General features: G+C 70.2%; 10 protein-coding genes, 1 tRNA gene and 3 pseudogenes. 9 read left to right on the top strand and 5 right to left on the bottom strand.

Annotated features, from left to right (window positions below; genetic code table 11):
- Nucleotides 1–20 precede the first annotated feature (20 nt).
- The 9 genes and pseudogenes from ADK57_RS52425 to ADK57_RS51155 all read left to right on the top strand — a co-directional run.
- Nucleotides 21–983, top strand: a pseudogene (locus ADK57_RS52425) (serine/threonine-protein kinase); the annotation flags it as partial.
- Nucleotides 984–1,053: 70 nt separating this feature from the next.
- Nucleotides 1,054–2,769, top strand: a complete 1,716-nt coding sequence (locus ADK57_RS51160) for a septum formation family protein (RefSeq protein WP_420711861.1) — start codon at nt 1,054–1,056, stop codon at nt 2,767–2,769.
- Nucleotides 2,770–2,910: 141 nt separating this feature from the next.
- The gene (locus tag ADK57_RS15670) at nt 2,911–3,108 is read left to right on the top strand and encodes a hypothetical protein (RefSeq protein WP_053750066.1); all 198 of its coding nucleotides are present in this window, start codon (nt 2,911–2,913) and stop codon (nt 3,106–3,108) included.
- Nucleotides 3,109–3,353: 245 nt separating this feature from the next.
- On the top strand, nt 3,354–6,176 hold the full coding sequence (gene topA / locus ADK57_RS15665; protein ID WP_053750065.1) for a type I DNA topoisomerase: 2,823 nt from the start codon (nt 3,354–3,356) through the stop codon (nt 6,174–6,176).
- 124 nt (nt 6,177–6,300) lie between these two features.
- Complete coding sequence (gene tmk, locus ADK57_RS15660) at nt 6,301–9,600, top strand: dTMP kinase (RefSeq protein ID WP_053750064.1); 3,300 nt, start codon at nt 6,301–6,303, stop codon at nt 9,598–9,600.
- Between the two features lie 263 nt (nt 9,601–9,863).
- Nucleotides 9,864–11,069 (top strand): DNA polymerase III subunit delta', encoded by a 1,206-nt coding sequence (locus ADK57_RS15655; RefSeq protein WP_053750063.1) that lies wholly within the window; start codon nt 9,864–9,866, stop codon nt 11,067–11,069.
- Nucleotides 11,070–11,269: 200 nt separating this feature from the next.
- Entirely contained in the window at nt 11,270–12,901 is a 1,632-nt protein-coding gene (locus ADK57_RS15650) for an alpha/beta hydrolase (RefSeq protein WP_078973153.1), read from the top strand.
- A 108-nt stretch (nt 12,902–13,009) separates the two neighbouring features.
- Nucleotides 13,010–13,083, top strand: a tRNA-Thr gene (locus ADK57_RS15645).
- A gap of 415 nt (nt 13,084–13,498) precedes the next feature.
- Nucleotides 13,499–13,720 (top strand): annotated as a pseudogene (locus ADK57_RS51155) (DNA mismatch repair protein MutT); the annotation flags it as partial.
- Nucleotides 13,721–13,741: 21 nt separating this feature from the next.
- Here the strand turns inward: ADK57_RS51155 and ADK57_RS15640 are convergent.
- The 5 genes and pseudogenes from ADK57_RS15640 to ADK57_RS15635 form a co-directional block, all read right to left on the bottom strand.
- Nucleotides 13,742–16,564 carry a toll/interleukin-1 receptor domain-containing protein gene (locus ADK57_RS15640; protein WP_107091558.1) on the bottom strand — a complete coding sequence of 941 codons (2,823 nt, stop codon included), beginning with the start codon at nt 16,562–16,564 and terminating at the stop codon, nt 13,742–13,744.
- Nucleotides 16,561–16,893 carry a hypothetical protein gene (locus ADK57_RS49910; RefSeq protein ID WP_159050067.1) on the bottom strand — a complete coding sequence of 111 codons (333 nt, stop codon included), beginning with the start codon at nt 16,891–16,893 and terminating at the stop codon, nt 16,561–16,563. The genes ADK57_RS15640 and ADK57_RS49910 overlap by 4 nt, the downstream gene beginning before the upstream one ends.
- Nucleotides 16,894–17,675: 782 nt before the next feature.
- Nucleotides 17,676–17,981: pseudogene (locus ADK57_RS47350) on the bottom strand (type II toxin-antitoxin system VapC family toxin); the annotation flags it as partial.
- Nucleotides 17,978–18,145: a hypothetical protein gene (locus ADK57_RS50455; protein WP_199830589.1), complete on the bottom strand. Its 168-nt coding sequence runs from the start codon at nt 18,143–18,145 to the stop codon at nt 17,978–17,980. The pseudogene ADK57_RS47350 and the gene ADK57_RS50455, both read right to left, overlap by 4 nt.
- A gap of 70 nt (nt 18,146–18,215) precedes the next feature.
- Nucleotides 18,216–19,571 carry an ABC transporter substrate-binding protein gene (locus ADK57_RS15635; RefSeq protein WP_053750061.1) on the bottom strand — a complete coding sequence of 452 codons (1,356 nt, stop codon included), beginning with the start codon at nt 19,569–19,571 and terminating at the stop codon, nt 18,216–18,218.
- Nucleotides 19,572–19,607 lie beyond the last annotated feature (36 nt).

Here is a 19,607-nt window from a genome sequence, read left to right as displayed (position 1 = left end):
GCTGTCTCGGGGGAGGCGTGATGGCGGGGGAGACGCCGGGTCAGGGCGAAGGCAGGGTCATCAACGGGCGGTACCGGCTGCTGCGGACGCTCGGCGCGGGCGGCATGGGCCGGGTGTGGCTCGCGTACGACGAGGAGTTGGCCTGCGAAGTCGCGATGAAGGAGATCGCGCTTCCGGACGTGCCGATGGACGCGGTCGAGCCCGCGCAGCGCATCGCGCGGGCCCGTAGCGAGGCCCGGCACGCGGCGCGCCTGCGCGGACACTTGCACGTGGCGACGGTGCACGACGTGCTGGTGCACGAGGGCCTGCCGTGGATCGTCATGGAGTACGTTCCGGACGCGATCGACCTCCAGGCCGTCGTACGGCGTTCGGGACCGCTCGCGCCCGCACAGGCGGCCCGCGTCGGACTCGCCGTCCTCGACGCGCTCACCGCGGGGCATCGCATCGGCATCCTCCACCGGGATGTGAAACCGGCCAACATCCTTCTGGCGCCGGACTCTTCGGGCGACCCGTACGCACGCGTGCTGCTCACCGACTACGGCATCGCCCTCCAGCCCGAGTCCCAGGAACCCCGGCTCACCGCCACCGCGGGCATCCTCGGGACACCCGGTTATCTCGCCCCCGAGCGGGCCCGCGGTGAGCCGCCCACCCCGGCCGCCGACATGTTCTCCCTGGGCGCCACGCTGTACGCCGCCGTCGAGGGCCGCGGCCCCTTCGACCGCCACGGCGACTACGCGACCCTCACGGCCCTGCTCGGCGAGGACCCGACCCCGCCGGTGCGGGCGGGCGAACTGACTCCGGTGCTGCTGGGGTTGCTCGTCAAGGATCCGGTGCGCAGGTTCTCTCCGGAGGCGGTCGCGCGGGGGTTGGAGCGAGTGGTGCAAGGGGGCGCGGGGCTCGTCGTGCCGCCTGGTTGGGGTGCAACTCCGGTCGCGGGGGCGGCGGGGTTCGCCTCGCCGCCGGGAGGGTTCGGCCCGCCGCCCGAGGGGTTCGGCGCGGAGTCGGCGGGGGCGGGGCGGTCGCCAGAGGGCCACGGTGCGGCCCTGGGGAACCATGACGCGACACCGCGCGGCCATGGCGGAGCATCGGAAGGCCAAGGTGCTGCGGCCGGAGGCCAAGCTGCTTCGCCGGGCGCCGGGGCGGTGGACGCCACGCCGCCCGGGTACGCGGCGAGCACGCCGCCCGGCTATGTCTCCGGCCCGCCCGGCGGGTGGGGCGGCGGCCCGGCGCAGGGGAGTCCGCAGACGCCGGGGGTGCAGCAGGCCCCGAACACTCCGCAGACGCCGCACCACACCCCGGTGGGCGGGCCCGACGGCCCCCGAGGCGCCGCCGGCATGGGTGGCTTCGCGGGCTCCGGCGCGGGGGGCCCGGCCACCCCGGGCTCAGGCGGTCCTGGCTCCGGCGGCCCGAGCGGTGGCGGGAGGGGATCCGGCAGCTCAGAAGCCGGCGGCCCCGCGATGCCCGGCGGCACGCCCGGCCCGTCGCCGTACGACCCCTGGCGGCAGCCCGCGGCGCAGTCACCGGATGCCGGCAACCCCTATGCGCAGGCGCCCGGTTCGCCGTACCCGAGCGGGGGCGGCCCGTCTCCTCATGCGAGTGGCGGTGCCCGGTCGCCGTACGCGGGCGAGCAGTCGTCGTACGGCAGCGGCGGTGCTCAGCCGCCGTACGTCAGCGGCAGTTCGCAGCCGCCGTACGGCAGCAGTGCCCGATCGCCGTACTGCAGCGGCTCCCAGTCGTCGTACGGAGGCAACGGCACGCAGTCGGCGTACCCCGGTGGCATCCCCGCGCAGCCCGGGTACGGCGGCTACGGCGGCCCGGGTGCGCCCACCGCTCCCGGTGGTCAGGCTCCGGCGCCGCCGTCCCCCGGGAAGAAGCGGATCGCTCTCGTCGCCCTCGTCGTGGCCGCCGTGCTCGTCATCGCCGGTGGCGCGTGGGGGGGCCGTCTTGCTGACCGGGGACGACGGCGGGAAGAAGGAGCCCGTGACGAAGGGGTCGGCCTCGCCGAGCGCGAGCGGATCGCAGGGGTCGGCGCCGCCGGCCGGGCCCGTGCTGCCGTACGGCGACGTGGTCGGGCTCGGGGATCCGCTGGAGCCCGGGGACTGTGTGCAGGCGGTGTGGTCGGGGACGCCGTTCAAGTCGGAGCCCAACCTGGGGCTGGTGGACTGCGCCGAGGACTGGCCGGACGGACAGGTCGTGGCGATCGACACCGCCACCGACCACGCCGAAGCCCGCGCGCAGGGCGCCAAGCGCTGCGAGAACCAGACCCGGACGCTCGTCGCAGCGCTGCCGGACGCTGCCGGCTACGCCGTCGTGCCGACGGCGGAGGGCTTCACCGTGGCCGGCGGCGGTACGGCATGTCTCGTACTCGGCCGCCATGCCGCGATAGGCGGTGAGGTCGGCCGTTTCCGTGACGCGGGCACGGACTTGTGGGTCGGTCAGATGAGCGTCGGCGACTGCTGGGTCTACGAGGAGCAGGAGGACAGTTACAACGCCCCCCTCACCGACTGCGCCAAACCCCACACCGACCAGGTCATCGGCACCGTCCAGGCCCCCAGCGGAATGATCTACAAGAAGGGCACCGACAACGCGTCCAAGCTGTGCGGCAACAAGTTCGAGTCGACCTGGGCGCCGGGGCAGGAGCGAGCCGTGTACGGCTGGGTGGCCGACCAGGACGACTGGGACGAGGGCTTCAACAAGATCGTGTGCACGGTGAGCCGGGCCGACAACAAGAAGACGACCGGAAAGATACCCGCGCCCGGCGCGGTCTGAGACCGGCCGTAAGCCGCGTACCGGGGGAGTCCACAGCCCTGTCGGCCTTGCGTTCACCTGGGGTTCGCCTGTCCGCCGCCCGTGCGTGTCAGCCTCCACGGGCTGGGCACGCAGGGTCGGGAGAAAAGGGGCAGAGGAGCCATGGAGCGCGGACCGGCGATCTTCTCGGGAGTGGTGTTCGCCCTGTTCGGAGGCGGCCTGCTGGTGTGGACCGCAGCTCGCGTGCGGCACCGGGAACCGGTCGCCCACGGTGTGAGTCCCGTCGCATCTGCGACCGTCGCGAGCCTTGTCGCGCTGATCGCGCTGACCCTTGGCGCGTGGTGCTTCACGCGTGTGTGAGTACCGCGCGAGAGCTGCGCCTCCGGTAATTGGGAGGTCACCCTCCGGATAGCCTCGAAAAGGCCGGTGGGCACTCCGGGCGGCAGGAATGGCGGTAGTCGGGTTACCGTTCGAGTGGCCGTTGCGGGCTTTTCCCGTTTGACACGGGGGCGGGATGTACCGTCACACTCCGCAGCGTCACCATGACCCGTCCCCGGGAGCAAGGCCTGGGGAGGCCCCAGCGTCGACCGGAGAGAAGAGCGAAGTTGTCCCCGACCAGCGAGACCGCACAGGGCGGCCGCCGACTCGTCATCGTCGAGTCGCCTGCCAAGGCGAAGACGATCAAGGGCTATCTCGGCCCCGGATACGTAGTCGAGGCGAGCGTCGGGCACATCCGCGACCTCCCCAACGGCGCCGCGGAGGTGCCCGAGAAGTACACCGGCGAGGTCCGCCGCCTCGGCGTGGACGTCGATCACGACTTCCAGCCCATCTATGTCGTCAATGCCGACAAGAGGGCCCAGGTCAAGAAGCTCAAGGACCTGCTGAAGGACTCCGACGAGCTCTTCCTCGCCACCGATGAGGACCGCGAGGGCGAGGCGATCGCCTGGCATCTCCAGGAGGTGCTCAAGCCCAAGGTCCCGGTCAAGAGGATGGTCTTCCACGAGATCACCAAGGCCGCTATCCAGGCCGCCGTCGCCAATCCGCGCGAGCTGAACCAGAAGCTGGTCGACGCCCAGGAGACCCGCCGCATCCTCGACCGTCTCTACGGCTACGAGGTCTCGCCGGTCCTGTGGAAGAAGGTCATGCCGCGCCTGTCGGCCGGCCGTGTCCAGTCGGTCGCCACGCGACTCGTGGTGGAGCGGGAACGCGAGCGCATCGCGTTTCGTTCTGCTGAGTACTGGGACCTGACGGGCACCTTCGCGACCGGCCGCGCGGGAGATCCGTCGGACCCGTCGTCGCTGGTCGCCCGCCTCCAGACCGTCGACGGCAGGCGGGTCGCGCAGGGTCGCGACTTCGACTCCCTGGGACAGATCAAGAGCGCGAACACCCTCCACCTCGACGAGGCGGGCGCCCGCGCGCTGGCCGCCGCCCTGGAGAACACCCGGTTCTCGGTGCGCTCCGTCGAGTCGAAGCCCTACCGCCGCTCGCCGTACGCCCCGTTCCGTACGACGACGCTGCAGCAGGAGGCCTCGCGCAAGCTCGGCTTCGGCGCGAAGGCGACCATGCAGGTGGCACAGAAGCTGTACGAGAACGGCTTCATCACCTACATGCGTACGGACTCCACGACCCTGTCGGACACGGCGATCACCGCCGCCCGCGCCCAGGTCACGCAGCTGTACGGCGCCGACTACCTGCCGGCGCAGCCGCGGACCTACGCCGGAAAGGTCAAGAACGCGCAGGAGGCGCACGAGGCGATCCGCCCGTCGGGTGATCGTTTCCGTACGCCTGCCGAGACGGGCCTGACCGGCGACCAGTTCAGGCTGTACGAGCTGATCTGGAAGCGGACCGTCGCCTCCCAGATGAAGGACGCGACCGGCAACTCCGTGACGGTGAAGATCGGTGGCGCCGCCGCCGACGGCCGGGACGTCGAGTTCAGCGCGTCCGGCAAGACGATCACCTTCCACGGCTTCCTGAAGGCGTACGTCGAGGGCGCCGACGACCCGAACGCCGAGCTGGACGACCGCGAGCGCCGTCTGCCCCAGGTCAGCGAGGGCGACGCGCTGCGCGCCGAGGAGATCACGGTCGACGGGCACGCCACCAAGCCCCCGGCCCGCTACACCGAGGCCAGCCTGGTCAAGGAGCTCGAAGAGCGCGAGATCGGCCGCCCGTCGACGTACGCGTCGATCATCGGCACGATCCTCGACCGCGGTTATGTCTTCAAGAAGGGCACGGCCCTGGTGCCGTCCTTCCTGTCCTTCGCCGTGGTCAACCTCCTGGAGAAGCACTTCGGGCGGCTCGTCGACTACGACTTCACCGCCAGGATGGAGGACGACCTCGACCGCATCGCCCGCGGTGAGGCGCAGGCCGTGCCGTGGCTCCGGCGCTTCTACTTCGGTGAGGGCAGTGGCGGGGGCGGTGCCGCCGACGCCGGCAACGGCGACGGGGACCACCTCGGCGGCCTCAAGGAGCTGGTGACCGACCTGGGCGCCATCGACGCGCGTGAGGTGTCGTCGTTCCCGGTGGGCAACGACATCGTGCTGCGGGTCGGGCGCTACGGCCCGTATGTCGAGCGCGGCGAGAAGGACTCCGAGAACCACCAGCGGGCGGACGTGCCCGAGGACCTGGCCCCGGACGAGCTGTCCGTCGAGCTCGCGGAGGAGCTGCTGGCCAAGCCGAGCGGCGACTTCGAGCTCGGTGCCGACCCGGAGACGGGCCGCCAGATCATCGCCAGGGACGGCCGCTACGGCCCGTACGTCACCGAGGTGCTCCCAGAGGGCACTCCGAAGACCGGCAAGAACGCCGTCAAGCCGCGTACGGCCTCGCTGTTCAAGTCGATGTCGCTCGACACGGTGACGCTGGCGGACGCCCTCAAGCTGATGTCGCTGCCGCGCGTCGTCGGCAAGGACGCCGAAGGCGTGGAGATCACCGCGCAGAACGGCCGCTACGGCCCGTACCTGAAGAAGGGCACGGACTCGCGCTCGCTGCAGACCGAGGACCAGCTCTTCACGATCACCCTCGAAGAGGCGCTGGAGATCTACTCCCAGCCCAAGCAGCGAGGCCGGGCCGCCGCCAAGCCGCCGCTCAAGGAGCTGGGCGAGGACCCGGTCAGCGGGAAGCCGGTCGTCGTCAAGGACGGCCGCTTCGGGCCGTACGTCACCGACGGGGAGACCAACGCGACCCTGCGCTCCGGCGACAGCGTCGAGGACATCACCCCGGAGCGCGGCTTCGAACTGCTCGCCGAGAAGCGGGCGAAGAGCCCCGCCAAGAAGACGGCGAAGAAGGCGCCCGCCAAGAAGGCTCCGGCCAAGAAGGCGACGGCGGCGAAGAAGACCGCGGCCAAGAAGACGACCACGGCCGCGAAGAAGACGACCGCCAAGAAGACCACCGCGAAGAAGGCGACGGCTTCGAAGACGGCCGCCGACGAGTGACGGTCACCGCGTTTGTGTACTGAGAGTTCGCAAAACGAACGCCCCGGCATCACTTTGGTGTCGGGGCGTGCGTACGTTCGGGCGCGCCCTCCGGGCTGTCGGTGGCTCCCGATAGGCTGAAAGCATGACCCCAGCCGAGCAGCCAACGGCCCCTCACCCGGCCCCCGACGACGCCCTGGTCGCGGACTCCCGCGAGCGCGCCGTCCGCGCCCTGCTGCGCCGACCGCAGCTGAAACGGCTGTGGAGCGCACAACTCGTGGGCGGAGTCGGTGACACCCTCGCGCTTCTGGTTCTGGTCGTCCTCGCCCTCCAGGCGGCGATCGCCGAGGGCTCGTTCGGCGGCGGCTACCGAGGCGTGGCGTTCGCAGTGGCGACCGTTTTCGGGGTGCGCATCCTCGCGACACTGCTCTTCGGTGCCGTTCTCCTCGGCCCGCTGACCTCGCTCACTTCCCAGGACGGCCCGCTCGACCGCCGCTGGACCATGGTCGGCGCGGACGGACTGCGGGCCGCGGTGCTCATCGTGGCGCCCTTGTGGATCGACTGGACGCCGGACGACGCGTTGGCCGTCCTCCTGGTCACCGCCTTCGTCACCGGTGTCGCCGAGCGCTTCTGGACGGTGTGCCGCGAGAGCGCGGCGCCCGCGCTGCTGCCCGCGCCGCCCCCGGAGGGCGCGACGGTACGACCGCTGCCGGACCACATGGACGCCCTGCGCCGCCTGTCGCTGCGTACGACCTTCGTGGCGATCCCGCTCGCGGCCGTCGCGCTCGTCGTCGCGAGTCTGTTCAACAACCTGCTCGGCTCGGGAATCGCCTGGTTCGCCCAGCACCAGGCGGCCCTCGCCTCCTATGTCGCGGCCGGACTGTTCGCCGCGTCCCTGTCCGTGCTGACCTTCCTGGAACTGCCCGACACGCGCACCCCGCGCGCGCGTTCGCCGCTGGAGGGGCTGCGCCGGCCCAAGACGGGCACGGGCGTCGACAAGGGCCGCACCGGCGCGATCCCGTTGCTGGTGCTCGCCTGCGCGGCGATCGCCGGGGCGGTGGCGGCCGCGGTCGCCGTGTCCGTGCTGCACGCCAAGGACCTGGGCGGCGGCCCGGTGATGTACGGGCTGCTGGTGGGCGCGCTGACCGGCGGCGTGGTCGTCGGCATACGTACGGCGCCTTCCCTGCTGCCTACGCTGTCGCGGCGCCGCCTGCTGGCGCTGGCGCTCGCCTTCACAGGCGTGGCGCTGCTGGCCGCCGGGCTCGTCCCGGACGTCACCAGCGTGGTGCTGATCCTCGCGCTGGCCGGCGTCGGCGCGGGCGTGGCCGCCAACACCGGGCACACGCTGCTGGACCAGGAGGCCGAGGAGTACCGGCGAGCGCGTACGACCGAGCATCTGCACGCGGTCGTCCGGGTCTCCGTGGCCCTCGGCGCGCTGGTGGCGCCCCTGGTCGCGGCGGCGATCGGCCCGCACCGCCTGGTGAACGGCAAGTTCGTGTTCGCGCACGGCGGCGCGGCGTTCACCCTGATGCTGATCGGCGCGCTGCTGCTGCCGGTGGCCGCGCTGGTGCTGGCCAAGGTCGACGACCGCGCCGGCGTGCCGCTGCGGCACGACCTGCGGGATGCGCTGCTCGGCGGCGACGACCCCGTGACGGCACCCGCCGCCACCGGTTTCTTCATCGCTCTCGAGGGCGGCGACGGGGCCGGGAAGTCCACCCAGGCGGAGGCGCTCGCCGAGTGGATCAGGGCCAAGGGGCACGAGGTCGTGGTGACGCGCGAGCCGGGGGCCACCCCGGTGGGCAAGCGGCTGCGGTCGATCCTGCTGGACGTGTCGTCGGCGGGACTCTCGCACCGGGCGGAGGCGCTGCTGTACGCGGCGGACCGCGCGGAGCACGTCGACACGGTCGTCCGTCCCGCGCTGGAGCGCGGCGCGGTGGTCATCTCCGACCGCTACATCGACTCGTCCGTGGCCTACCAGGGGGCGGGCCGTGACCTGTCCCCGACCGAGATCGCCCGGATCAACCGCTGGGCGACGGACGGGCTCGTGCCCCATTTGACGGTGCTGCTGGATGTCTCGCCGGAGATCGCGCGCGAGCGGTTCACCGAGGCACCGGACCGGCTCGAGTCGGAGCCGGCCGAGTTCCACGCGCGCGTGCGGTCCGGTTTCCTGACGCTGGCCGCGGCCGACCCGGGGCGCTACCTGGTTGTGGACGCGGGCCAGGAGCCCGAGGCCGTCACGACCGTCGTACGCCATCGGCTCGACCAGATGCTGCCGCTGTCCGAGGCCGAGATCCAGGCCCAGGAGGAGGCCCGCCGGAAGGCGGAGGAAGAGGCCCGGCGCAAGGCGGAGGAAGAGGCCGCCCGCAAGGCCGAGGAGGAGCGACTGGAGCGCGAGCGCCAGGAGCAGCTCGAACGGCTGCGCGCCGAGGAGGAGGAGCGCAAGCGGCGCGAGCTGGAGGAGGCGCAGCGGCGCGAGGCCGAACGGCAGGCGGAGGAGGCCCGGGTGCGGGCCGAGGAAGCGCGTCGCCGCGCCGAGGAGGAGCGGGCGCGGCTCCTCGCCGAGGAGAAGGTGCGGGCCGAGGAAGAGGCCCGCCGGAAGGCCGCGGAAGACCGGCGCCGCAAGCAGGCCGAGGAGGAGGCCCGGCTGCGCGCCGAGGCCGAGGCGCGGCGCCTGGAGAAGCAGCGGAAGGCCGAGGATGCGCTGCTGCGGGCCGAGGAGGCCCGTCGGCTGGCCGAGCAGGCGGCGGCCGCGGCGGAGGCGGGGCCCAAGTCGCCGGGGACTCGGCGGACGGCTTCCGGCCCCGCGCCGGACGCGGCGACCGTGGCGACGCCGGTGGTGACGCCGACGAACGCGTCGGGCGGGCCGGTGGACGAGACGGCCGTACTGCCGTCGGTGGCGCCGGAGGCCGCGGACGACGAGACCGCGGTGCTGCGTCCCGTTCGGGACGAGCAGGCGGACGGGCGGTCTTCGGGGGCGGCCGCCGGTGGGGCGGACGCCGAGGTGACCGCCGAGCTGCCGCAGCCGCCGGTTCCGCCGGGGGCGGCGGACGAGACGGCGGTGCTGCCGCCGGTGGCGCCGACCGGTGCCGGGGACGAGACCGCGGTGCTTCCTCCTGTGCCGCCTGGTGCCGCGGACGAGACGGCCGTGCTGCCTCCCGTACGGGACGAGGCTCCCGGGGATCGGATTCCGCCCGGGTTCTTCCGCGACGATCAGGATGGGTCTGCGTCCGGGGCCGGGGCACGGCCGGACGGGACCCAGGACCGGACGCGTGAGCTGCCCCAGGTCGACGAGTCAGGGGTGCCCCGGCGGCGGGCGCGGTCGGACTGGGCCGAGGAGACGCCGCTGGACGATCTGCCGACGTTGGCGGACGAGCTGCTGGGGCCGCACGGGGACGAGGAGTTCGACGAGGAGCGGGGGCGGCGCGGGCGCGGCCGACGGGGCTGAGCCCGGTTGTCGGTGCGGGCGGGTGGGTTCGCTCACCCGCGCCGACGGGGCCCGTGCCTTGCCGTGGGTCGAGAGCAGCCCCCGCGGCACGACTGCCCGCACGCTGCGGGGCCTGCGGGGTGTGTGGGCCTCAGGATGTGTGGCCCTCAGGGTGTGTGGCTCGGCTCGTGGTCGCGGGGCACGGGCCGCCTCGCCTCGTTGTCAGTGCCGGCCCTCACAATGGGATCCGCAACGCGAAACGTGACGAAGGGGCGGGGTGAGGCATGGCCGTCTGGGACGACCTGGTCGGGCAGGAGAGGGTGAGCGAGCAACTCGGTGCCGCTGCCCGGGATGCCGACGCCCTGGTCACCGCGGCCACCGCCCACACACCGCCGCCCGAGGCGTCGAAGATGACCCACGCCTGGCTGTTCACGGGTCCGCCCGGTGCGGGGCGGAACCAGGCGGCGCGGGCCTTCGCCGCCGCCCTGCAGTGCGTCAGCCCGGACCGGGCTCTCGGCGGAGTCCCCGGCTGCGGTTTCTGCGACGGCTGCCATACGGCGCTGATCGGCACCCATGCCGATGTCTCCACCGTCGCCGCCGTCGGCTCCCAGATCCTCGTCGACGACATGCGGGACACCGTCCGCAAGTCGTTCACCTCGCCGGCGAACGGCCGCTGGCAGGTCATCCTCGTGGAGGACGCCGAGCGGCTGAACGAGAAGTCGGCCAACGCCGTCCTCAAGGCCGTGGAGGAGCCCGCCCCCCGCACGGTCTGGCTGCTGTGCGCCCCCTCCATCGAGGACGTCCTGCCGACCATCCGCTCCCGCTGCCGTCAGCTGAACCTCTCGACGCCGTCGGTCGACGCCGTCGCCGACATGCTCGTACGCCGGGAGGGCGTCGAACCGGTCGCCGCCATGGCCGCGGCGCGCGCCACACAGGGGCACGTCGACAGGGCCCGCCGCCTCGCCACCGACCCGGCCGCCCGCGCGCGCCGGTCGGCGGTGCTGAAGCTGCCGCTGCGGGTGGAGGACGTCGGCGGTTGCCTCAAAGCCGCCCAGGAACTCGTCGACGCGGCCTCGGACGACGCCAAGCAACTTGCCGAGGAGACGGACGGCAAGGAGACCGAGGAGCTGAAGGCGGCGATGGGCGCGTCCCAGGGCGGCCGGATGCCGCGTGGCACGGCGGGCGTGATGAAGGACCTGGAGGACAAGCAGAAGCGACGCCGGACGCGTACGCAGCGCGACAGCCTCGACCTCGCCCTGACCGACCTCACCGGTTTCTACCGCGACGTCCTCGCCCTCCAGCTCGGCTCCCGAGTGGCGATCTCCAACGCCGACGCGGAGGACGCCCTGGAGCGGCTCGCCCGCGCCGGCTCCCCGGAGTCCACGCTCCGCCGCATCGAGGCGATCGCCGCGTGCCGCGAGGCCCTCGACCGCAATGTGGCTCCGCTGCTCGCCGTGGAGGCGATGACGATGGCGCTGAGAGCGGGCTGACGGGGGCGGCCCGGCGGTCCGGCCCCGTCGCCGTGCCGCGGTTGCCGCGGTTGCCGCGGTTGCCGGTGAAGGCATCACCGGCCCGTGTCCCGGTTCACCCCTGACAGGCCCCCGCCCGCAGGAAGTTGACCATGTCACTCGTACGAGCCGCGACATGCACGGAGGGCATTCAGGTCGCTGCACAGAGTTACGCTCGGCTGATGTACATCAGGCGCAGCTTCCGCCCCCTCGCCACGGCAGGCCAGACCGACCCGCCCGTCCGCCACACCCGAACACGCAGAGCCCGTACCGGCGGAGTTCTCCTCGCCGCCACCGCGCTGCTCGTCTCTGCCTGCTCCTCGGGGAGTGCGACGAGCCCCGGCGGTGCGGCGGCTCAGGCGGCGCTGGCCGCGCTGCCGGAGGCCACGCCGACCGCCCTCGCGTCGTACTACGGACAGAAGGTGAACTGGCGCAGCTGCGGAGTGCCCGGCTTCGAGTGCGCCACGCTGAAGGCGCCGCTCGACTACGCGAAGCCGGCCGACGGCGACGTCCGGCTCGCCGTCGCCCGCAAGAAGGCCACGGGTCCGGGCAAGCATCTCGGGTCGCTGCTGGTGAACCCCGGCGGACCGGGCGGTTCGGCGATCGGCTACCTGCAGGCGTACGCCGGGATCGGCTACCCCGCCGAGGTCCGCGCCCGCTACGACATGGTGGCCGTCGATCCGCGCGGCGTCGCCCGCAGCGAGCCCGTCGAATGCCTCGGCGGGCAGGACATGGACGCGTACACGCAGACGGACGCCACGCCCGACGACGAACGGGAGACCACCGAACTCGTCGACGCGTACAAGGAGTTCGCCGAGGGCTGCGGCGCCCACTCGCCTCAGCTGCTGCGCCATGTGTCCACGGTCGAGGCGGCCCGGGACATGGACATCGTGCGGGCGGCGCTGGGCGACCCGAAGCTGAACTACGTGGGGGCGTCGTACGGGACGTTCCTCGGGGCGACGTATGCGGGCCTCTTCCCGGAGCGGGCCGGCCGACTCGTCCTGGACGGCGCGATGGACCCCTCGCTGCCCGCCCGCCGGATGAACCTCGACCAGACGGCGGGCTTCGAGACGGCGTTCCAGTCGTTCGCGAAGGACTGCGTGCAGCAGCCGGACTGCCCGCTGGGCGGCAGGAACACGACGTCCGCCCAGGTCGGCCGGAACCTCAAGGCCTTCTTCGAGAAGCTGGACGCCCGCCCGATCCCCACCGGCGACGGGGACGGCCGTAAGCTCGGCGAGTCCCTCGCCACCACCGGCGTGATCGCGGCGATGTACGACGAGGGAGCCTGGGCGCAGTTGCGCGAGGCGCTGACCTCGGCGATGAAGGAGAACGACGGCGCCGGCCTGCTGGTCCTCTCCGACAGCTACTACGAGCGGGACGCCGACGGCCGCTACGCGAACCTGATGTTCGCCAACGCCGCCGTGAACTGCCTCGACCTCCCGGCCGCCTTCGACACCCCGGACGAGGTACGCAAAGCCCTCCCCGCCTTCGAGAAGACGTCCCCGGTCTTCGGCGAGGGCCTCGCCTGGGCCTCCCTGAACTGCGCGTACTGGCCGGTGAAGGCCACGGGTGAGCCGCACCGCATCGAGGCGAAGGGCGCGGCCCCGATCGTCGTGGTCGGCACCACCCGCGACCCGGCGACGCCCTACCGCTGGGCCCGGGGCCTGTCCGCCCAGCTCTCCTCCGCCCGCCTCCTCACCTACGAGGGCGACGGCCACACCGCCTACGGCCGCGGCAGCACCTGCATCGACTCCACGATCAACGCGTACCTGCTTCGCGGCACCCCTCCGACGGACGGAAAGCGCTGCTCATAGCCCCTGCTTCCGGCCCAGGGGACCCTGCCCTCGGGGCCGGTACGGAGCACCCTCGGAAACTGTGTAGACTTTCCCACGTTGCTGATCGCACCATGGTGCGGACAGCTCGCCGCCTTAGCTCAGATGGCCAGAGCAACGCACTCGTAATGCGTAGGTCTCGGGTTCGAATCCCGAAGGCGGCTCGGATTAACCCCAGGACTCACTCGCCGTGACCTGGGGTTTTTTCATGTCCGGGGCATGCCGAGCCGCACGACGGGGATGCCGTGGAAGTGCTTGCGTGAGCGATGCGCGAGCGGAACGGTGCCGCGGCTCACTGGTCGGGCTTCCGGCGTTCACTCTTCTTCTTGCTCTTGGCCCGCGTTGAAGTGGGACCAGCTTGGCCGGGGTGCAGCGGGCTGCCCGCACGCCTCGCCGCGACGCCACGGACCTGCGCGGCAAGCGGCTGCTGGAACTCGGCTGCGGCCCCGGCCACAACGCCGCCCGCCTCGCCATCCGCTACGGCTGCCGCCGAGATCCTGGAGCAGAACGCTCAGCGACGTGCGGCGGGCTGAGGAGGGCGCGTACGTGGTCGAGATCGGCCTGGCCCGGGTGGTCTTGGTGGCCCATGTCATCCACAGCGCCTGGGGCGTCGAGGCGCCGAACGGCTTCCTCACCGTCGTCTTCGCCGCCCACGAGTGGAGCGGCGAGCCAGAGAATCGCGAACCCCGAAAGCATGCGGAGGTTCGCTGGGTGGACACTCACTCGATCCCCGCGGAGTTTGTGGACACCACGGCCAGCGCCCTGCATCGCCATCTCGACAGCGGTCCTGAAGTGTCCCTCGCCCGCTCCCGGTCCATCCGGTCAACTTTCTCCGGACTTTGGACAGAGCGGCCGGAAAGCGGGGCCCGAAGGTACGTAAGCGCGCCACCGGTCGGCATTGAATGCACCCTTTGCCCACTCGCAGAGCGAGTGCACCGGGTCCACTGTTGCGTCGACGTCCCACAACCGCACCGTATTGTCGCTGCTCCAACTAGTAATCGTCTTGCCGGCGGGACCGAATCCCACGCCGGTGACGTCAGCGCTGTGCCCTTCGAGCGGCCCGCCGATCTGCTGCCGGGTGATGACGTCCCAGAGCCTGACCGTGTGATCCATGCTGCCGGTGACCAGCGTTTTTCCGTTGGGACTGAACGCAATGGACGTCACGCCGCTGCGATGGCCGGTCAGCGGCTCCCCGATCTGTTTACGCGTGGCCACGTTCCAGAGCCGGACGGTATTGTCGCGGCTCGCGGTTGCGAGCATCGTGCCGTCGGCACTGAATGTCATCGCGTTGATCTGCGCGGTGTGACTGGGGGGCGTCTCGCCGATGCGGCGATGTGTGGCAGCATCCCAGAGCACCACTGTGTCGTCCTCGGTGATGGTGGCGAGTGTGCGGCCGTCAGGGCTGAATGCGACGCTCGTTGCTCTGACATCGAGTGCCTTGCCTATCTGACGATGCGTTGCCAGATTCCATACGCGCACGAAGCCCTCGTCGGAACTGACGAGTTTCCTGCCGTCGGGACTGAAAGCTATTGCGATAATGAAGCCGGTGCGGCTGGGCAGCGACTTGCCGATCTGGCGATGGGCTGTGAGGTCCCATAGTTTCACACTGTAATTTGTTTCGAAGGAGGTGGTCGCAAGCACCGTACTATCGGGGTTGAAGGAAATTACGGAGCCAAAATCCACGTCACTGGAGACCAACGGATCACCGATCTGGCGACGTGCGCCAACGTTCCAGAAGCGCACAGCGTCGTCGGATCCCGCGACGGCCAGGATCTGACCATGGGGGCTGAGCGCTGCCGCCAGTTGCTCCCCGGCATCGACCCATGTTCCGATCTGTCGTAGCGTGCGGACATCCCACAGCCGGACCGTGGTGTCATCACTCGAACTGGCCAGGGTCGATCCGTCCGGGCTGAAGGCCACAGCCCGGACCGTACTTGCATGGCCGGTGAACGGCGCCCCCATCCGGATGTGGCGCACGATGTCCCAGAGTTGCACGCCGCCGTCGTCGTACGCGGCGGCGAACATCGTGCCGTCGGGGCTGAAAGCCACCGAGTCGACCCCCTCGGCACTTGCGGTGAACGGTTTCCCGACCGGGGCTCGGGTGGTGGTGTCCCAGAGCCGGACGCTGCCGTCGGCATCGGCGGCGGCGATGGTCTTGCCGTCCCCACTGAAGGAGACCGACGAGATTCCGTAGCCGGCTGTCCTCAGTGCCTTGCCAATTGGCGCGCGGGAACTGGTGTCCCAGAGCTGTAGGTCGTCGTCGGCTCCGGTGGCGAAGGTTCGGCCGTCGGGGCTGAAGGCTACTGCGGCACCGTAGGCCTGACCTCCGAATGGCTCGCCGATCTGGCGATGTGTCGCCACGTCCCATATCCGTACTGTCCCGGAGTCGCCCTCGCCACCGGTGACGAGAGTCCTGCCGTCAGGGCTGTGGGCGACCGAAAAGATCGCCCCGGCATGGGCTTGGAATGCGTCACCGATCTGTGTGTGGTCGGCGACGCTCCAGAGTCGGACAGTGCCGTCGAAACTTGAGCTGACCAGAGTCTTACCGCCCGGTCCGAAGGCTACCGACGTGACGCCTTGGTTGTGCCCGATGAACGGGGCACCGATCTTCCGCTGTGTTGCCGCATCCCAGAGCCGCACAATGCCGTCGTCGCCGCCGGAAGCAATGGTCTTGCCGTCCGGGCTGAAAGCCACCGATCTCACGGGCCAGGAATGAGCGAGCAAGCCGGACCCCGGGGCAACGGCGGCGTTGAGGACTGCGAGGCGGGACTCTGGAGTGGGGTCGATCCGCCATGCTGCCAACGCTTTCAATCGGGCACCGAATGGGTCACGGGTCGCAAGGAAGGAACTCTGGCTGATCAACTGCTGCGCGACGGCGTGGTCACGCTGGCGGGTGGCCTCGGCGCGTGCGAACAGTGCGATCACGGACACCGTGCTCGCGATCAGGAGGAGCAAGCTCAGTACGGCCGCGGTGATCCTGGCTGTCCGCAGGTTGCGCGTCGTGTCGCGGATGCCTTCCGACTTCAGGTCGTCCTCTGGAAGGCCGCGTACGACGGACGCGATACCGAGTGCGATGTTGTCGACATCCGGCACGAGATCGGCACCGTTGTCGGGGCGGTGGAGGGCCGCGGATTTCCAGACCGGTTGTTGCTTGAATCGTCCTGACAGACGGGTGGGCAGCGCCGTCGAGAGTTCCGGATTCCAGTCGGCCCGTTGCTCGTCCCAGACCAGCTGTCCTGCGGTCACAATGAGCAGGATCGTGTCGACCGCCTTGTGCTTCAGCCACCACTCGATTTCCCGGTCGACCCACACCGATGCCTTTGACTCCGGCGATGCCATGACCACGAGCCAATCAGAGCGGGCGAGGCCGGATTCGATCTTTCCCCAGAGTTGCGGCCCGATCGATACACCGCTGTCATCAAGGAAGACTCTGATCCGAGGTGGCTTGTACCAGGGCCGGGACTGCTTTTCGATCGCCCGCTGCAGGTGCGGCAACCATCGTCGGTCGCGATCCCCGCTGTAGGAGAGAAAGGCGCCGTATCCGAGTTCAGTCCTTATTCGTCTGTGGCGGGCTATGCGTGACCGCAACCAAGCGAATGCCGGACCTGGCTTCCGGAGTTGAATGGGGAAGCGTCTCCTCCTCATGCGGCGGGCAGGTATTCGTGGCCGTTCCATTGCAACCTGACTTTTGCGATGGCGCCTTCGGCACAGCTGGGGTTGCACGAGTTTGCGGATTTGGCAATCGTGTAACGGCCGTCTCCGCCGGGGCCGACGAGCCGTGCGTTGTAATAGGCGAGTCTCCCGCCGCTATAGTGGTCCCCCGGGTCGCTCCAGCCGATGTCCTCGAACCCGTCTTTGTCAGGTACGAGTACCAGCACTCCGTCATAGCGTCCGGGGTTGTAGATCACGAAGGTGTTCTTGGTGGCGTCAGATACAGGAGCAGCGAAGTGTAGTTCCTTTTCGTAGACGTCCACGTCGATGGATGCCAGTGCGTGACCGCTACTGGTGACGGACGCGATGCACCCGCTGGGGCTTTGGGAATCGGTCCGCCGGACCAGGAATACGCGGACCGCCCCGAGGTCTGGATGCTTGATGTCTCGATGATCGAGCACCGTACCTGGACACTGCGCGGTGTCCGGCGGACTGGACGGAAATGAGGCGGGCGAGGGCGCTGCCGAGTGGGTCGCCGCCGATTGGGGCGATCCGCTCGTACTGTGTGTGCACCCGCCGACGAACACCATTGCCAGAGCCGAAGCCAGCACTGAGATCCGAACGCCTACCGGGCCGGGTGTGGACCGCAAGAAATGCCGATGTAAACGCTGGGAAGCGCTGGGAGGCATGGAATTCCCCCTGTGTCTGAATGGGACTGATCGGCTAGGCAGTAACTCTGAATTCTATCCGGGTGGATGTGTCGTAGGGGAGAGCCTCTACGAAATCCGACCATCCGGTACTCGTCGTCGCACGCCTGTGGCGATAGTGGCCTGTGCAGTTTCGGAGAGGCAATAGGCACACGTGTGCGTGCCGGTGCCGTGACGGCCGGGAGGGGCCCTGTGAACCAAGGGCGACATCTTCAACGGGGCATCACCGAGAAAGCCGTGTGACACCTGTCATGGCCTCTTACCAGGCGGTTCCGGACAGTGGAGCAAGGAGTGCTGCGGGCAGGTGGGGAGGGTTCAACGCGGATGAGAGTTCGAAGTCGGGGCCGAGGAGGGGTTCGAGGCGGCGTGCGAGCTGCTGGGCGACCGGTTGGTCCGGGTGGTGAGGCCAGTGCGGTGGCAACCACGAGGGCGTCGAGGAGGTATTTGTGGCCGTGCAGGCCGGCTGCGGCGAGGAGTTGGCCGGCGTGGCGGGCGATGGCTTCGGTGGGCGGGGCGATGTTGACGCGGGAGACGGCGTAGTCGAAGCGGGCCTGGTTGGTCCTGGGGTCGCGGGCCTTGACGAGGGTCGCCGAGCTCGTGACGACACGGATGTCCTCCGCCTCGGCCGGCCACTCGGTGAGCTCGGGGGCGCGCTGTACGAGCTTGGACAGGCCCTCGCAGTCCAGCACGAGCGTGCCGCTCACGCGGCGTCCGCCGAGCCGGCCGTGTCACCGCGCAGGATCGCCCGCTTGGCGTCGACCGCCGTCAGATCCACCGGGCCGTGCTCGGCCTCCGCGTCTTCGATGAGTTCGCGCAGTCGGTCCCGTTCCAGTCGGCGCTGGATGAGGGCTTCGACGTAGGCGGACATGCCGCGGGCGGGGGAAAATCAGCAAGAGAACCAAGCCCGCGATTTCCGGCGCAGTGCATTAGGCAGTGTACTAGTCGGTGCGGTACTTCTCCGCCGCCGCGTGGGCGAGTTCCTGGGATTTCTGCAGAGCCGTGTCCACCGACTGCCTTCCGGCGATGGTCCAGCTGATCTCCTGGGAGACCTTGGTGCCGAGATGGGCGAACTCGGGGATGCCCACGTACTGGACACCCGTGTAGGGGCGTGGGCTGACGCCCGGGTTCCGCGGGTCGGCGGAGTTCGTGGCCGCCATGTACTCCTGCCGGTACCAGGCGGCGGCCGCGTTCTGGTATTCGGGGTTGGCGTAGAGCGACTTCCGGCTTCCCGCGGGCGCCGCGATCCAGCCGAGTTCCGTGCCGACCAGCTCCTGGTAGTCCTTGGAGGAGGCCCAGGAGATGAACTCCCAGGCGGCGTCCTTGTTCTTGCTGGCGTTCTGGATGCCCCAGGCCCATGTCCACAGCCAACCGGCCTTCTCGGTCTTGTCGTGTGGCGCCGCGACATAGCCGACCTTGCCCTTGATCGCCGAGCCGTCGGCCTCGACCGACGACGCCAGGGCGGTTGCGTCGTACATCATGGCGCACTTGCCCGCCACGAAGGTTTCGAGCGTTTCCAGGACACCGCTCCGATGGGCGTCGGGCTGACCGTACTTGCGGACCAGGTCGACGTAGAACTGCACCGCTTCCTTGAACGCCGGTGAGGTGAGCTGCGCGTTCCACTTCATGTCGTACCAGGCACCGCCGAAGGTGTTGATGACGCTGTTGAGCGGGGCGAGGTTCTGGCCCCACCCGGACATGCCGCGCAGGCAGATGCCCGCCGCGCCGTTGGTACCGTCGACCTTGGCCGCCAGCGAGGCGACCTGGTCCCAGGTCGGGTCCCGCGGCATGGCCAGCCCGACCTTCCTGAAGAGGTCCTTGCGATACATCAGGAAGGAGCCCTCACCGTAGAAGGGCTCGGCATAGGTCTTGCCGTCGGTCCCGGTCAGCGACGCCATCAGGTTGGGGAACATGTCGTCCTGGTCGAAGGACCTGTCCGCCTTCACGTAGGAGTCCAGCGGGGCGAGCCAGCCGTTCTTCGAATAGATCGGTACTTCGTACGAGCCGACGATCGCGACGTCGTAGTGCCCGGCCTGGCTCGCGAATTCGCGATCCGTCCTGGCCCGCGACTGGTTCTCCGGCAGCAGGGTGTAATTGACCGTGATGCCGGTCTCCGCGGTGAAGTGCCTCTTCGTGAGCTGTTTCAGCTGCTGCATCTGGGCGATGTCCATGGTGAGCACGTTGATGCTCCCCTTCGACCCGCCGGACGGCTGGTCTGTGGCATTGCAGCCCGAGAGCGCCAGGCCTGTGGCCGCTGCGGCTGCCACGACCAGACGGGCGAGGCTCCTGCGCTTCATGGCACTCCGATGGCCCCGGGATTCGCTTCGATCCCT

Origin of the sequence: Streptomyces sp. MMG1533, from assembly GCF_001279775.1 — a bacterium.
Classification (GTDB): Bacteria; Actinomycetota; Actinomycetes; order Streptomycetales; family Streptomycetaceae; genus Streptomyces.
The sequence above is the reverse complement of the archived record's forward strand: the minus strand, read 5'-3'. Positions and strand labels throughout refer to the sequence as shown.

Coding starts and splice junctions, on each gene's coding strand:
- ADK57_RS15655 (WP_053750063.1), top strand. CDS start 9,864: ATGGCCGTCTGGGACGACCTGGTCGGGCAGGAGAGGGTGAGCGAGCAA.
- ADK57_RS15640 (WP_107091558.1), bottom strand. CDS start 16,564: ATGAGGAGGAGACGCTTCCCCATTCAACTCCGGAAGCCAGGTCCGGCA.
- ADK57_RS15670 (WP_053750066.1), top strand. CDS start 2,911: ATGGAGCGCGGACCGGCGATCTTCTCGGGAGTGGTGTTCGCCCTGTTC.
- tmk (WP_053750064.1), top strand. CDS start 6,301: ATGACCCCAGCCGAGCAGCCAACGGCCCCTCACCCGGCCCCCGACGAC.
- ADK57_RS15635 (WP_053750061.1), bottom strand. CDS start 19,571: ATGAAGCGCAGGAGCCTCGCCCGTCTGGTCGTGGCAGCCGCAGCGGCC.
- ADK57_RS51160 (WP_420711861.1), top strand. CDS start 1,054: ATGACGCGACACCGCGCGGCCATGGCGGAGCATCGGAAGGCCAAGGTG.
- ADK57_RS15650 (WP_078973153.1), top strand. CDS start 11,270: ATGTACATCAGGCGCAGCTTCCGCCCCCTCGCCACGGCAGGCCAGACC.
- ADK57_RS50455 (WP_199830589.1), bottom strand. CDS start 18,145: ATGTCCGCCTACGTCGAAGCCCTCATCCAGCGCCGACTGGAACGGGAC.